At 52.3% G+C, this 13814-nt stretch carries 11 protein-coding genes; 5 read left to right on the top strand and 6 right to left on the bottom strand.

What is annotated here, in order from left to right:
• Window positions 1-228 precede the first annotated feature (228 nt).
• Window positions 229-1146 (top strand): bestrophin family protein, encoded by a 918-nt coding sequence (locus tag PGS10_RS01935; RefSeq protein ID WP_316422330.1) that lies wholly within the window; start codon window positions 229-231, stop codon window positions 1144-1146.
• 38 nt (window positions 1147-1184) lie between these two features.
• Here PGS10_RS01935 and PGS10_RS01930 read toward each other — a convergent pair whose 3' ends face one another.
• Genes PGS10_RS01930 through PGS10_RS01920 form a run of 3 tightly spaced genes read right to left on the bottom strand, consistent with a single transcriptional unit; the run spans window position 1185 to window position 3767 of the window.
• On the bottom strand, window positions 1185-1346 hold the full coding sequence (locus tag PGS10_RS01930; protein ID WP_064568862.1) for a DUF2474 domain-containing protein: 162 nt from the start codon (window positions 1344-1346) through the stop codon (window positions 1185-1187).
• A complete protein-coding gene (gene cydB / locus PGS10_RS01925) occupies window positions 1346-2356 on the bottom strand; it encodes a cytochrome d ubiquinol oxidase subunit II (protein ID WP_015705494.1) in 1011 nt (336 codons plus the stop codon). The genes PGS10_RS01930 and cydB overlap by 1 nt, the downstream gene beginning before the upstream one ends.
• Before the next feature lies 1 nt (window position 2357).
• Complete coding sequence (locus PGS10_RS01920) at window positions 2358-3767, bottom strand: cytochrome ubiquinol oxidase subunit I (protein ID WP_015366505.1); 1410 nt, start codon at window positions 3765-3767, stop codon at window positions 2358-2360.
• Window positions 3768-4220: 453 nt separating this feature from the next.
• Between PGS10_RS01920 and PGS10_RS01915 the strand changes: the two genes are divergently transcribed.
• Entirely contained in the window at window positions 4221-6521 is a 2301-nt protein-coding gene (locus PGS10_RS01915) for an FdhF/YdeP family oxidoreductase (protein ID WP_316422329.1), read from the top strand.
• Between the two features lie 161 nt (window positions 6522-6682).
• Entirely contained in the window at window positions 6683-7579 is an 897-nt protein-coding gene (locus PGS10_RS01910) for a LysR family transcriptional regulator (protein WP_045394200.1), read from the top strand.
• Here the strand turns inward: PGS10_RS01910 and PGS10_RS01905 are convergent.
• Window positions 7576-8478, bottom strand: coding sequence for a LysR family transcriptional regulator (locus PGS10_RS01905; protein ID WP_047048560.1), 903 nt, complete (start codon window positions 8476-8478; stop codon window positions 7576-7578). The genes PGS10_RS01910 and PGS10_RS01905 overlap by 4 nt on opposite strands.
• Window positions 8479-8582: 104 nt before the next feature.
• Here PGS10_RS01905 and PGS10_RS01900 point away from each other — a divergent pair, with 104 nt between their 5' ends.
• Entirely contained in the window at window positions 8583-9773 is a 1191-nt protein-coding gene (locus tag PGS10_RS01900) for an MFS transporter (protein WP_316422328.1), read from the top strand.
• Here the strand turns inward: PGS10_RS01900 and PGS10_RS01895 are convergent.
• Entirely contained in the window at window positions 9770-11176 is a 1407-nt protein-coding gene (locus tag PGS10_RS01895) for an MFS transporter (RefSeq protein ID WP_316422327.1), read from the bottom strand. The two genes, PGS10_RS01900 and PGS10_RS01895, sit on opposite strands and share 4 nt — an antisense overlap.
• Before the next feature lie 272 nt (window positions 11177-11448).
• Here PGS10_RS01895 and PGS10_RS01890 point away from each other — a divergent pair, with 272 nt between their 5' ends.
• Entirely contained in the window at window positions 11449-11979 is a 531-nt protein-coding gene (locus PGS10_RS01890; protein ID WP_047048555.1) for an anti-virulence regulator CigR family protein, read from the top strand.
• Window positions 11980-12017: 38 nt separating this feature from the next.
• Here the strand turns inward: PGS10_RS01890 and PGS10_RS01885 are convergent, their stop codons facing one another.
• On the bottom strand, window positions 12018-13139 hold the full coding sequence (locus PGS10_RS01885) for a polysaccharide pyruvyl transferase family protein (protein WP_063447134.1): 1122 nt from the start codon (window positions 13137-13139) through the stop codon (window positions 12018-12020).
• Window positions 13140-13814 lie beyond the last annotated feature (675 nt).

Here is a 13814-nt window from a genome sequence, read left to right as displayed (position 1 = left end):
CGACGCAGGGAATCCCCAGGAGCTTACTCCAGTAAGTGACTGGGGTGAGCGAGGACAAATTCGTCAGGAACGAATTTGAACGCAGTTCACTGCGCCCGTAAGGGCGAGGCCCAGGGATGGGCCGAGTTATTGCCAACGCACATGCAACTTGAAGTATGACGGGTATATACCCATCATTTTTCATTAGGGTATGTACTGAGCATCATTGGGTCTTCAGGAAGTAATACAATGATCATCCGGCCAGAACAACACTGGTTTTTTCGTCTGTTTGACTGGCACGGTTCCGTGCTGTCAAAAATTGTTTTCCGCCTGCTATTGAACGTCCTGATGTCGGTCATCGCCATCATCAGCTATCAATGGTATGAACAACTTGGCATTCATTTAACCGTTGCGCCATTTAGCCTGTTGGGGATCGCGATTGCGATTTTTCTCGGCTTTCGTAATAGCGCGAGCTACAGCCGCTTCGTTGAGGCGCGTAATTTATGGGGAACCGTGCTGATTGCCGAACGAACGCTGGTGCGGCAGCTGAAAAATATCCTTCCAGCCGAGGATGAAACGCATAAAACATTAGTCAGTTATCTGGTGGCGTTCAGCTGGAGCCTTAAGCACCAGTTGCGTAAAACCGACCCGGCGGTCGACCTCTATCGCCTGTTGCCGAAAGAAAAAGTGGCGGAAATTCTCGCCAGCTCAATGCCGACTAACCGAATATTATTATTGATTGGTAATGAGTTAGGTAAGCTGCGCGAGCAGGGTAAGCTCAGCGATATTACCTACGGCTTGATTGATAATAAACTCGATGAGTTAGCCCATGTCCTGGGCGGCTGCGAGCGTCTGGCGAGTACGCCGGTGCCGTTTGCCTACACCTTGATTTTACAGCGCACGGTGTATCTTTTTTGTACGTTGCTGCCGTTCGCGCTGGTGGGGGATTTGCATTACATGACGCCGTTTGTTTCGGTGTTTATCTCCTACACCTTCCTGTCATGGGATTCCCTGGCGGAAGAGCTGGAAGATCCGTTTGGCACCTCGGCCAACGACCTGCCGCTGAATGCAATGTGCAATACCATTGAACGTAATTTGATGGATATGACCGGGCAACATCCGTTACCGGAAAAAATGCAGCCTGATCGTTTTTACAACCTCACATAAAAAAACGCCGGGCGGGTCAGCCCGTCCGGCATTTAGTATTAGTGAGTGCGCATTCCTGCCGCCGTCATCAATAGCTTAAAGAAGGTGGCGACCACGCCGAGCGCCAGCACGCTGGCCCCCCAGATAATCACCAGCCACATCAGTTTGTGCCAGAACGGACGATGATGCGTCGTTAACGTTTTATCAGATTGAGTCGCCATCAATGATACCCCTCATCGGGTTTGATTTTGCCGCGGAACACGTAGTAGCTCCAGCAGGTGTACATCAAAATAACCGGAATGATCAGCAGCCCGCCGACCAGCATAAAGCCCTGGCTCTGCGGCGGCGAAGCGGCCTGCCAGATAGAGATAGCCGGTGGAATAATATTTGGCCAGATGCTGATCCCAAGGCCGCTGAACCCGAGGAACACCAGCGCCAGGGTGAGTAAAAACGGCCCATAGCTGGCCTGACGATTATAGGCGCTCCGGACAATCCCCCAGCAGCAAACCAGCACCAGCAACGGCACCGGCATAAACCAGATGATATTGGGGAAGGTAAACCAGCGGTGAGCGATTTCCGGGTGAGTCAGCGGCGTCCAGATGCTGATAATAGCGACCACTGCTAACAACGCCAGCGTCAGCGGGATCGCCAGCTCGGACATTTTGCGATGCAGAGCGCCTTCAGTTTTCATTATCAGCCAGGTGCAGCCCAGTAATGCGTAGGCAATCACCAGTCCGACGCCGCAAAACAGCGGGAAGGGCGCCAGCCAGTCGAGGGTTGAGCCGCTAAATTCGCGACCCGTGACGCTGAGGCCGTTGAGCAGGGTGCCTACGGCGATCCCCTGACTAAACGTCGCCAATAGCGAACCGCCGATAAACGCCTTATCCCACAACGGACGATGTTCCGGCGTCGCCTTAAAGCGAAACTCAAACGCTACGCCGCGGAAAATCAGCCCCAGTAACATGGCGGTTAACGGGATGCTGAGCGCATCGATAATCACCGCGTAGGCCAGTGGAAACGCGCCATACAGCGCCGCGCCGCCCAGCACCATCCAGGTTTCGTTACCGTCCCACACCGGCGCCACGCTGTTCATCATCATATCGCGGTCGGTTTCATTTTTATTAAACGGGAACAGAATGCCGATCCCGAGATCGAAACCGTCCATCACGATATACATCAGAGTGGCAAAAACGATGATCGTGAACCAGATAATTGACAGGTCGATACCCATATTATTTTCTCCCCGAAGTATTCATAGGTTCGCGTACCGCTGACAGCGGGCGGGCAGGGGTTTGGTTCTGAGTCGGGTCCTCCGGCGTGTGCGCACTTTCCGGCCCCTTTTTTATCAGGCGAATCAGATACACGTAGCCGACGCCAAACACCGAGGCGTAAACCACGATAAAGGCCAGCAGGCTGAGGGACATATGCAGATCGCCATGGGCGGAGACCGCATCCCGGGTTCGCTGAACACCATAGACTACCCACGGCTGGCGGCCAATTTCAGTGGTAAACCAGCCTGCCAGTAGCGCGACCAGCCCGGAAGGACCCATCAACAGGGCAAAACGCAGGAACGGTTTTGACGTGTAAAGCCGGCCACGCCAACGCAGCCAGGCGCTGACCACGCCGAGCAGTACCATTAACATACCGAGCCCGGCCATCACCCTGAACGACCAGAAGATAATGGTGGAATTTGGGCGATCTTCTTTCGGGAAACTTTTTAAGGCCGGAACCTGTTTATCTAGGCTATGGGTCAGGATGATGCTGCCAAGATAGGGAACCTCAATTTTATATTTGGTGCGCTCCTCATCCATATCCGGCAGACCAAACAGCACTAATGGCGTGGCCTCACCCGGTTTATTCTCCCAGTGTCCTTCAATCGCGGCGATTTTTGCCGGTTGATGTTCGAGCGTATTCAGGCCGTGCGCATCGCCAATCATCGCCTGAATGGGGGCGACGATCAGCGCCATCCACAGCGCCATCGAGAACATCTTGCGGATTGCCGGCGTGTCATTGCCTTTCAGCAGATGCCAGGCCGCCGAAGCGCCGACGAAAAAGGCGCTGGCAAGGAAGGCGGCGGTGGACATGTGCAGCAGGCGATACGGGAATGAAGGGTTAAAAACGACCTTCAGCCAGTCTACCGGCACCACGATGCCATTCTCGATAATGTAGCCCTGCGGCGTATGCATCCAGCTATTGGACGCGAGGATCCAGAAAGTGGAAAACAGCGTGCCCAGCGCCACCATACAGGTCGCGAAGAAGTGCAGTCCGCGGCCGACGCGATGCCAGCCGAACAGCATGACGCCAAGAAAGCCGGCTTCGAGGAAGAAGGCGGTCAGGACTTCATAGGTCAATAGCGGCCCGGTAATACTACCGGCGAACTGCGAGAACCCGCTCCAGTTAGTGCCGAACTGATAGGCCATCACCAGTCCGGAAACGACGCCCATACCAAAATTAACGGCAAATATTTTTGACCAGAAATGGTAGAGCTGGCGGTAGGTATCCTCTTTTGTTTTTAACCACAGCCCTTCCAGTACCGCAAGGTAGCTGGCGAGACCAATGGTAATAGCGGGGAAAATGATGTGGAAAGATACAGTAAATGCAAACTGTATCCTGGCTAAATAAAAGGCATCTAATCCGAACATGGCTCACCCCTGTACGACATTACTTCATTGTATTTATGGAATATTTTCTGCATAGCGGATACGGCTTTACCTGCGCAAAGCCTCCTGTTGATGACAATTAAATTACGGCGTTGACGGGCATTGAAATATGTTAATGCCCTTGATAATAAAGTTTAAAAATAATTCTTTAATTATCAAATAGGTTAAATTTAACACCCGATAGATAACATCTATTATACAACACGAAATGAGATGTTATTATTTAGTTAACGATTAAAGTCGCTCATTTCATTTTAACCAGACATTTAGTTAAAGATTAAAAACAACGAGTTAACCCTGTCATTTGCTATTCATTGCAAAATGAAATGCGGTATTTCCCGCTTAATTAATGTGGTTATTTAACATCACCGCAAAAAAACGTGACCAATGTTGTTAATAACATCCGCTAGCTGAAGAGAGTATTCAGGAGTTCATATGAATAAGAAAAAACGCGCTGTCCCCGGTGTTCATCCCTATGATGGCCCAGCGGGTGGATGGGGGGCGTTAAAAGCGACCGCCATCGCCGTGCGTACGCAAATGGACGCGCTTGACGCCCCGGTCACGCTGCTGCGTACCAACCAGCCTGACGGTTTTGACTGCCCCGGCTGCGCATGGCCGGATAAAGAACATAAATCAACCTTCCAGTTTTGTGAGAACGGCGCGAAGGCGGTCACCTGGGAAGCCACCAGCAAACGCGTGACGCCAGAGTTCCTCGCTGCCAATACCGTGACCTCGCTGCTGGCGAAAAGCGACTTTGAACTGGAAGGGTACGGACGTATTACCCATCCCTTGTCTTACGATCGCGAAAGCGACACGCTGCGCCCGGTCTCCTGGGAAAGCGCGTTTGCCCGCATTGGCGAAGTATTACAGGGCATGCAGCCCGATGAAGTTGAGTTCTATACCTCCGGGCGCGCCTCTAACGAAGCGGCATATCTGTTCCAGCTTTACGCCCGCGAGTTCGGCACCAATAACTTCCCGGACTGCTCTAATATGTGCCACGAGGCGACCAGCGTCGGTCTGCCGCAATCGATCGGCATCGGCAAAGGCACGGTGTCTTTGGATGACTTTGATAAAACCGAACTGGTTATTTCCATCGGTCACAACCCCGGAACCAACCATCCGCGCATGATGGGGACGTTGCATGAACTGTCCCGCCGCGGTGTGCCGATTATCGTCTTTAACCCGCTGCGTGAAAGGGCGCTGGAGCGTTTTGCCGACCCGCAGAACGTTATTGAAATGGCGACCTACAGCTCAACTAATATCGCCTCAACCTATTTTCAGGTGAGAGCGGGCGGCGATGCCGCGGCGCTGAAAGGGATCGCTAAGGCATTACTGGAGATCGAAGCGGACCAGGGCCAGGTGCTGGACCAGGCGTTTATTAACGAGCACACCCTCGGCTTCGATGCTTTTGCCGAAGATTTACGTCAGACTAGTTGGCCGGAAATTGAGCGTGAGTCCGGATTAACCCGCGACGATCTGCAGCGCGTTGCCGTTGCCTACGCCAAATCCAACGCCACTATCGTGACCTATGGCATGGGGATCACCCAGCATAACAAAGGCACCTCTAACGTCCGGTTGATTGCCGACCTTCTGCTGATGCGCGGTAATATCGGCAAACCGGGGGCCGGGATCTGCCCGCTGCGCGGTCACTCTAACGTGCAGGGCAACCGTACCGTCGGCATTACCGAAAAACCGAGTGCGGAGTTTCTGAATAATCTTGAAAGCGTGTTTGGCTTTGCCGCTCCACGTGGACATGGTCACGATGCGGTGAAAGCGCTGCAGGCAATGGTTGCCGGCGAAGCGAAAGCGCTTATCTGTCTTGGCGGTAATTTCGCGGTGGCGATGCCGGATCATGAGCAGGCGTTCCCGGCAATGCGCGGGCTCGATCTTAGCGTGCACATTGGCACCAAACTGAACCGTTCGCATCTGCTGGTGGCGAAAGAGACCTTTATTCTGCCTTGTCTGGGCCGCACCGAACTTGATATGCAGGAGAGCGGACGTCAGTCGATTACCGTGGAAGACTCGATGTCGATGGTCCACGCTTCATCCGGCAAACTGAAACCGGCCTCTGACCGACTGCGCTCGGAACCGGCTATCGTCGCCGGGATGGCGACGGCGACGCTGCCGAACAGTAAGATCGACTGGTTATCGTTGGTGGCGGATTACGACCGCATCCGCGATCTCATCGAGCACACTATCCCCGGATTCGAGGATTATAACGAACGTATTCGTCATCCGGGCGGTTTCCGAATGCCGCTGCCGCCAACCGAGCGGATCTGGCCGACGCCGACCGGCAAAGCGATGTTCTCGGTGTTCAAAGGCGTCCATGAGAACACCCGCGTTGATGGCGACGACGTGATGCGCCTGGTTACGCTGCGCAGTCACGATCAGTACAACACCACGATTTACGCGATGGACGATCGCTATCGCGGGGTGTTTGGCCGCCGCGATGTGCTGTTTATGAATGAGCAGGATATGGCCGAGCAGGGGCTGGAGCATGGCGACCGCGTCGACATTTTCACCGCGCTCCCGAATAGCGACCTGCGCCTTGAGGATATCACCGTGGTTGCTTATAGCATCGCGCCGGGCACCGTGGGCGCTTATTATCCGGAAGCCAACGTGTTGGTGCCGCTGGATTACATCGATGAAGAGAGCGGAACGCCGTCGTACAAATCAGTTCCTATCCGCCTGACGCTGCGTTCTAAAGAGGTGCGCGCCGTCCCCGGTCTGCGTTAATTTGCTGAATGTTGCCAGTGGCCTAAGACCGGGCCACTGGCAAATGGCATCTTGAAATAAGCCCCTACCGCAAGTAACATTTAAATAACATATCTTATCGCAGCTGTGTTCTGCATCGCGTCCACCACTGACCAGCGGACGTCACTATTCTGGAAGTTAAGATGGACATTAAACAGCTGAAATATCTGATCGCGCTCGATCAGACGCGCCATTTCGGTCAGGCCGCGGCGGCCTGCCATATCACCCAACCGACGCTTTCGATGCGTATTCGCAACCTGGAAGACGAACTTAATCTTACGCTGATTCAGCGCGGCCAACGCTTCGAAGGTTTTACCCCGGAGGGGGAGCGCATTCTGGCCTGGGCGCGAGCGCTGCTGGCGGCGCACGACGGCCTGGCGGCAGAAGCGGCGATTTGTCGCGGCCAGATGGTGGGCCAGTTACGCGTAGGCATGGTGCCGTTAGCCAGCCTGAACCCTATGCAGCTTATCAAACCGCTGGCGGAAAAATACCCTGAACTGCAGTTCAGTCTGCTGTCGATGACCTCTGAGCAAATTATCGACGGCGTCAGCCGTAATCAGCTCGATCTTGGCATCTGCTATTTGCACCACGTCGATAGCGAATTATTTAACGTCACCTGGCTGCCGAAAACGCGAATGGGCCTGCTGCACGACAGTCGCCATTTCCAGTTTGATGCCGGTATCCCCGAGTGGGAGACATTAGCGGGACTGCCGCTGGGTTTCCTTACCAAGGGGATGTATTATCGTGAATCGATTGAAATGAGCTTCAAAGCCAAAGGGTTAACGCCGAAATATGTTTTTGAAAGCGATTCGACATTTCAGATAATCCAGGCGGTCCAGGCCGGGATCTGTTGTGCCATCATGCCGCTCAATAACGGCCTGGAGGCGTTGAGCGACAACCTGGCGATTATTCCCATCGCGGAAACCGAGGTTGACTCCACGCTTGCGCTCATCATGCGTAACCAGGAGCCAGTATCGTCGCTGGCGGAGAAGTGCTTCGCCGATGCGCAGGCGATTTTCGGCGAAACGTCAGAAACTTAATCGGCGGCAAAATGCTGTTGCATGAAATCGAGCCAGACGCGAGAACGAGCGGGTAAAAAGTGGCGTTCGCGATACAGCGCCATGAGATGTAGCGGTGCCGCCGGTAGTTCCAATTCAATCACCTTTAACTGACCTGAGGCGATAAACGGGCGGCAAGCCTGTTCAGCAAGGATGGCGAAACCCACGCCGGCGACGGCGGCATGAAGAGCGATCTCTCCGCTATTCACCCGAAAATGGGCCTGTACGTTCACTTTTTTAAACGCGTTCTGTGCGGTGATGAATTGCCAGGCTTGCCCCTTCAGCGCGCTGACGGTGGTGATGCAGGGAAGCGAGGCAAGCTGCTCGCAACGTACTGGCTGTCCGCATTTTTCCAGCAGCGAAGGCGCTGCGACAACACAACAGGGAAACGTCGCCAACGGCCTGGCGATATAGCTGGCATCCTCCATTTTTCCACGGACGATGGCGACGGCAATATCAATATCATCTTTAAGCGCATCGGCACCGGCAAGGCTGACCACGCAGCTTACTTCGATTTTGGGATAACGCGTGGCGAACTGCGCCAGCAGGGGGCCAAAAAGCGTCGGTCCAATTTCGTTAGGCAGACATAAGCGCAACAGCCCCTCAGGATCGGCCTGCTGTTGAGTCAAGGCCGCTTCGGTTGCCGCGAGCTCATCGAGCAGGGGACGCATGCTGTTAAAAAAAGCCTGTCCGGCATCGGTGAGATGCATGTGTCTGGTGCTGCGCTGGATAAGCCGCAATTGCAGTTTTTCTTCCAGTTGAGAAATCTGGCGACTGACATTTGACGAAGGCATACGTAGCGCCCGCGCCGCCCCGCTGAAGCTGCCGTTTTCCACGACATTCACAAACACGCGTAGTGCATTCAAATCCAGTTTACTCACCGCCGATTATCCCATTTTTGATAATTAACCCGCCCATTTTTACCGCCTTATGCGCTTTTTTACTAGCCGATAAACTGATGCTCCCCCTGATGAGAGGACGTGTAATGACCATAAATCTACGACGAATGGGTGCGATTATCGCTTTTATCCAATTTACCAACGCGCTGGAATATATGATTTTCAATCCGCTATTTGTCTACATGGCGCCAACTTTCCAGGTGCCGGTGAGCTGGGCAGGTTATGTCAGCGGTATATACACGCTCGCATCGGTCATTTCCGGCATTGGCGCGTGGCGCTGGGTGGGGAGGCTTAATCCGCGAACGTTTCTGCTGGTTAATATGGCGTTACTGGGAGCGTTAACGCTGATGGTGCTGGCCACCCAGCATTTCATATTACTGTTGGTGCTGCGCTTTTTTGCCGGGATCCTTGGCGGAATGACGATGGGGGTGGCCAGCAGTTTATTGATCAACGCGGCGGACCAGCAACAACGCGCGCGCTTGTTGGCAACGGTCATTTCGGCCTTTTCGCTGGTCAGTATTATCGGCATGCCCGCCATGTTGTTTCTCTGCGCACGTTTCGGCTGGCAGACGGCGCCGGCATTGATTGGCGTTCTCTGCCTGCTGGCGCTTATCATGATCTATGTTGGCCTGCCGAAGACTTCCGGCTGTGCAGGCTCTGGTACAAAGATACGCATCACGCCAACGATGCTGTTATTCGCCAGCGGCAATGCGTTAACCCAGTTTAGCCCGATGCTATTACTGCCGATCCTGGTGCCTTTGCTGATGGGCAATATGCGGGCAAGCAGCGAAGCGCTACCGTGGTTGTTCTTTCTCGGCGGTATAGCGGGATTCGCGGCGACAAAGTTGAGCGGCAGTCTGTGTCAACGCTTTGGCGGCTATCGGCTGAGCCTGGCGGCAACCGTAGTTTTTATCATCAGTTTGCTGATGGTGCTTTGGCTGGACGGCGCGAGTTGGCTGTTCATGATTGCCTTCCTGGGAGCATCTTATAGCCGGCTGGTTGCCTCCTCGGCGGTGGCGATTCGGTTCCCGGACGATACCTGGCGAGCGGGATTTACCACTCTGCAAGGAGGTTTCATGTCCTTCAGTACGGCGATTGCTTTTATGCTCTGTTCAGTGTGGCTGGCCGACGGCGAGATGAGTCAGCAGGCGTCTACGGGGTTGATTGCATTTAGCGGAGCTAGCGCCTTGCTGCTGCCATTTTTACTGCGCTATCAAGAAAAAATACTCGTACGCAACGCCGCCGAACGGGTAACCGGCGGCGTTGGTGAGCTTTAAATATTTTCCAGGCGAATTCCCCGGGTTCTTGGCCCAAATATGCCGACCGACAGCATGACCATCAGCATACTGGCGACGATAAAACTAATCACCCCTGGCGTTCCGGCATATTGCAGGATCACACCAATCATAATACTGGTGACCGCGGTAGACAGACGGCTAAAGGAGTAACAAAAACCTACCGCCCGGGCGCGAATGTGGGTCGCGAAAACTTCGGCCTGGTAGGCGTGATAGCTGATGGTGAGCCAGGCATTAGACCAGGTGATCATAAAGCCGCAGATAACCAGCAGTATCGGGTTATTTTGTAAAGCGAACAGTGTGCCGAAGATGACCGTCATTAGCGCTGACAGGACAATTTGCCATTTGTTTTCAAAACGATGGACGAAACGAGTGCAGAACAGGCAGCCAAGCGGGTAGGCCAGGGTGATAAAGAAGGCGTACAGCAGGCTATGGGTAATACTGGCGCCCTGGCCGGAAAGCAGCGCGGGCAGCCAGTTACCGAAACCAAAGAAGCCGATGGCCTGGAAGAAGTTCATCACCATTAACATGAGGGTGCGTTGCCGGTACTGCGGTGCCCAAATTTCTTTAAAATTACCGCGTTGCGGCGCCGATACCGCCGGGCTGGCATGGCGCCGGGAAGGCGATAAACCGCAGCGCTGCTCCATTTCACCCATGACCCGGTGCGCGTCATCGTGGCGGCCTTTGCTTTCCAGCCAGCGGGCGGATTCCGGCAGCTTTTTGCGGATGACCCAAATGACCAATGAGCACAGTGCGCCAAGAATAATCACCCAGCGCCAGCCGCTCAGGCCGAGGATGGTCATTGGCACCAGTAGCCAGGACATCAGCGCCACTGTCGGTACCGAGAGAAACTGAATGAAGAAAGCATAAGCGAAGGCTTTATTGCGTAAATGCGTCGGCATCCACTCGCTGAGATAAGTATCAATAGTCACTAGTTCAATTCCCAGGCCGATCCCGACCAGGAAACGAAAGAAAATGACCCCTTCAGCGCTATTTTGCAGCGCCATAATCAGCGAAAAGATGCCATACCACGCCAGCGCGAACATAAAGGTCAGACGGCGTCCGAGCCTGTCCGCCAGCGGCGCGAGCAGGCTGGCGCCGATAAACAAGCCCATAAAGGTCGAAGAGGCGAAGGCCGCCTGATCCGCGATACCGAATACCCCGTCTTTCCCGGTATGGAAAATATTCTCGGCGAGCAGGCCGGTACTGATATAACCGGTCTGGAACAGGTCGTAGAGTTCGAAAAAGCCGCCTAATGCCAGCAGTGTGATAAATGACCACAGACCGGGCGAGGAGGGCAGAGCGTCGATACGCGCGGTTAAGCTGTCGGGATGTTGTCCTGGCGGGCTAAAGGAGGCGTCGCCGAGAACCTGGGTGGTAGACATATTATTATTTTCCTCAGGAGAAATGTTTGCCTGCTAATGTTAATTGGTTGTTAATGGTTTTAAATTTTTAATTGTTAGCGGCATCACGATTTAACAGTCAGAAATCATGCTTAATGCGTTTATAGATGGCAAATATGCTGGTTTTTTGCCTGGCGTGGCGGCGGAATTGAAGTAAACGACCGGTGATGGAAATCAGAATAAGTGAAATGGTATCGTTGGCGAATATCACCTACATTTGCAGCGTGTACTCTGTGCATTTAAAGGAAAAGATCATGTTAAAGCGTCAGGTAGTAAAAGCAGCGTTGGCTATAGTGCTGTCCCTAACAATGGCCGCGGCACCGGCGCTTGCTAATCCCGGAAACGGTAATGGTAACGGTAATGGCAACGGTGGTCATGGTAATAGCGGCAACCATGGCAATAGTGGTAATAACGGCAACCATGGAGACAAAGGCAACAATGGCCATAGCGTCAGCCAAAGCGATAACGGCGCTGGCAAGGGACAGCGTAAGAACTACGGCAAACCGGATCACGTCAACAGTGATATCAGCTATACCACCGCTCGCGCGCTAGCGGTGAACTATGGCTTAACCGGCTATCAGGCGCTGCCTCCGGGGATTGCGAAAAATCTCGCGCGTGGAAAACCATTACCTCCGGGTATTGCCAAAAAAGCGGTGCCTGCCTCGATGCTCAACCAATTACCTTATTATCCCGGCTATGAGTGGCGGGTCGTCGGTGACGATCTGGTTCTGATTGCGCTCAGTACCGCTGTGGTCACCGCGATTATTAATAGCGTATTTGATTAAACTGAAGCCCCCGGCGTTGCCGGGGGACTGGAGTGTCGTTATTCCTGATACAGCGCCAAAGCCTTGTTTAACTTGGCGGAGGCGATATTACTGAGTTGCGCATGAAAATCGTCATTGATTGTTGAGTGTAAATTACCGGCAAGGGTGTCTGCCGATTGCACATTCCAGCCGGTACCCAGCAGGCTCAACGATTCGTGCTTGTTCTTATAATATTCACTATCAATATTAAGTGCGGTGCCTTTAATTCCAAGGCAAGCGCCTACCAGATGGTGATGAAAACGGGTACTAATAATCTCACCATCAGCCTGAACCGGGATACCTCCATGCCAGACATGCGAGAAAGGATAAAACTGAATATCAGGGATGGCCTTCTGCAGTTCGACAAATGCCGTGTTGTCGGCGCCTGGAATAGCTTCTATATAACCTATTTTCTTGCCGCATTGATGCTGTTGCTGAAGGTAATCGGCAACCAGGGAAACAAGCTTTTGAAATATATCGTCTTCAGAAAGTTCATTCTGAATACAGCATAAAATATCCGGCAGATCGGGGCTATTGTTTTTGGATACCACATCCAGGTCATAACCCAGGAACACATCGTCCTGAGTATTTTCAACCGCAAATCGACTGGCCGTTGCGGGATCGCGAACGGAAAAATAATCAAATGAGGTTATCGCATCGTTAAAAATTTCAGCGGCAAGGAACTCTTCGTGCGGGTAAATGCTGATGCCGGTGGCAATCGTTTTAGCTTGCGAGACCTGTTTTAGCGCCTGGCAAGCGAACAGGATGGCATAGTTTTCTTTCCAGTTGGCATTGATATAGCCGCCGCCGAGAATATGTACAATATCAGCAGAGCGTAAAATATCGATATTCAGGTCAATATCAGGAGAACCATAATCCTTAATAAGACTGGCAGTTTTATTATTTATATCATTTAGAATATCTACGGAACGCCAGCAGATTTTCCACAAGGTATTAATGGCTTTGAAGTTGGGATGATACTTCATAAACAACGATTGCACGTTACCTGGTTCAGGGGTATCTAACCAGACTTCGTACTGTGGATAATTTTTATAAAGGAAAGATAGCCAGGTGGCGGTGATTAATTCATCGCCATAATTTGGTCTTCCGGAACATGAAACCAAATAAACTCTCTTGCTCATACCGTTTCCTTTACGTGGTTGTGTAAATTTGCTTAAATTATGATGGTATTTTGTACAGACAAATAAATAATGCGAATATTTAAGATGTTAATATAAATAACGTTTATCGTATAGGTATGTTGTCTGATTTGGTGATAGGGGTGGCACAATGTTCACGATAAGAGCTGTATGATGTCGGTCTGAAGCATGGGCAGCCGACACGATTGTGCGCTGTGACTCCTCTGACGAGAGAGGTTAAACAAGAGCAAATCTAAACCAAACCTCACTGACGGGCTTACGGAGCTTTACTCCCGGCAAGTCACGTCTATACTAAGCACAACTTCACACAGGAGAGATATGTTGGACAGTCACCCTTATTTAAACATCAAGGCAAACTGACGCTATCTATTCTGCGCTGTTTGCCAACCGGCAGGCAGCAATCCTTTCCCAAACCCGATTGCCTCCTGAGAACTGGAATTCGCTTTTTTGCGAGGTAATTCATCATGCTATTGTTTTTTTACGCACTGTTCCCTCCGCCTTTGCCGCGGTAATACACGCTCATATTAGCCATTAAGGCTCTCTCACTGCGGTTTGGCAAACCTCGCAGGGATATTTAATACGCGCAATTATGAGTGTGAAAAAATAACATCTAACTATGCATAATTTATTTATGCAGGGACTACCACATCTAAATTT

Origin of the sequence: Klebsiella sp. 141153 (assembly GCF_032601995.1) — a bacterium.
Taxonomy (GTDB): domain Bacteria; phylum Pseudomonadota; class Gammaproteobacteria; order Enterobacterales; family Enterobacteriaceae; genus Klebsiella; species Klebsiella aerogenes.
Note: the sequence above shows the minus strand (reverse complement) of the source record. Positions and strands in the feature narration are given on the sequence as shown.

What these genes read in the sequence shown, in the direction of transcription:
- PGS10_RS01935 (WP_316422330.1), top strand. Translation starts at nt 229, where the DNA reads ATGATCATCCGGCCAGAACAACACTGGTTTTTTCGTCTGTTTGACTGG.
- PGS10_RS01930 (WP_064568862.1), bottom strand. Translation starts at nt 1,346, where the DNA reads ATGGCGACTCAATCTGATAAAACGTTAACGACGCATCATCGTCCGTTC.
- cydB (WP_015705494.1), bottom strand. Translation starts at nt 2,356, where the DNA reads ATGGGTATCGACCTGTCAATTATCTGGTTCACGATCATCGTTTTTGCC.
- PGS10_RS01920 (WP_015366505.1), bottom strand. Translation starts at nt 3,767, where the DNA reads ATGTTCGGATTAGATGCCTTTTATTTAGCCAGGATACAGTTTGCATTT.
- PGS10_RS01915 (WP_316422329.1), top strand. Translation starts at nt 4,221, where the DNA reads ATGAATAAGAAAAAACGCGCTGTCCCCGGTGTTCATCCCTATGATGGC.
- PGS10_RS01910 (WP_045394200.1), top strand. Translation starts at nt 6,683, where the DNA reads ATGGACATTAAACAGCTGAAATATCTGATCGCGCTCGATCAGACGCGC.
- PGS10_RS01900 (WP_316422328.1), top strand. Translation starts at nt 8,583, where the DNA reads ATGACCATAAATCTACGACGAATGGGTGCGATTATCGCTTTTATCCAA.
- PGS10_RS01895 (WP_316422327.1), bottom strand. Translation starts at nt 11,176, where the DNA reads ATGTCTACCACCCAGGTTCTCGGCGACGCCTCCTTTAGCCCGCCAGGA.
- PGS10_RS01890 (WP_047048555.1), top strand. Translation starts at nt 11,449, where the DNA reads ATGTTAAAGCGTCAGGTAGTAAAAGCAGCGTTGGCTATAGTGCTGTCC.
- PGS10_RS01885 (WP_063447134.1), bottom strand. Translation starts at nt 13,139, where the DNA reads ATGAGCAAGAGAGTTTATTTGGTTTCATGTTCCGGAAGACCAAATTAT.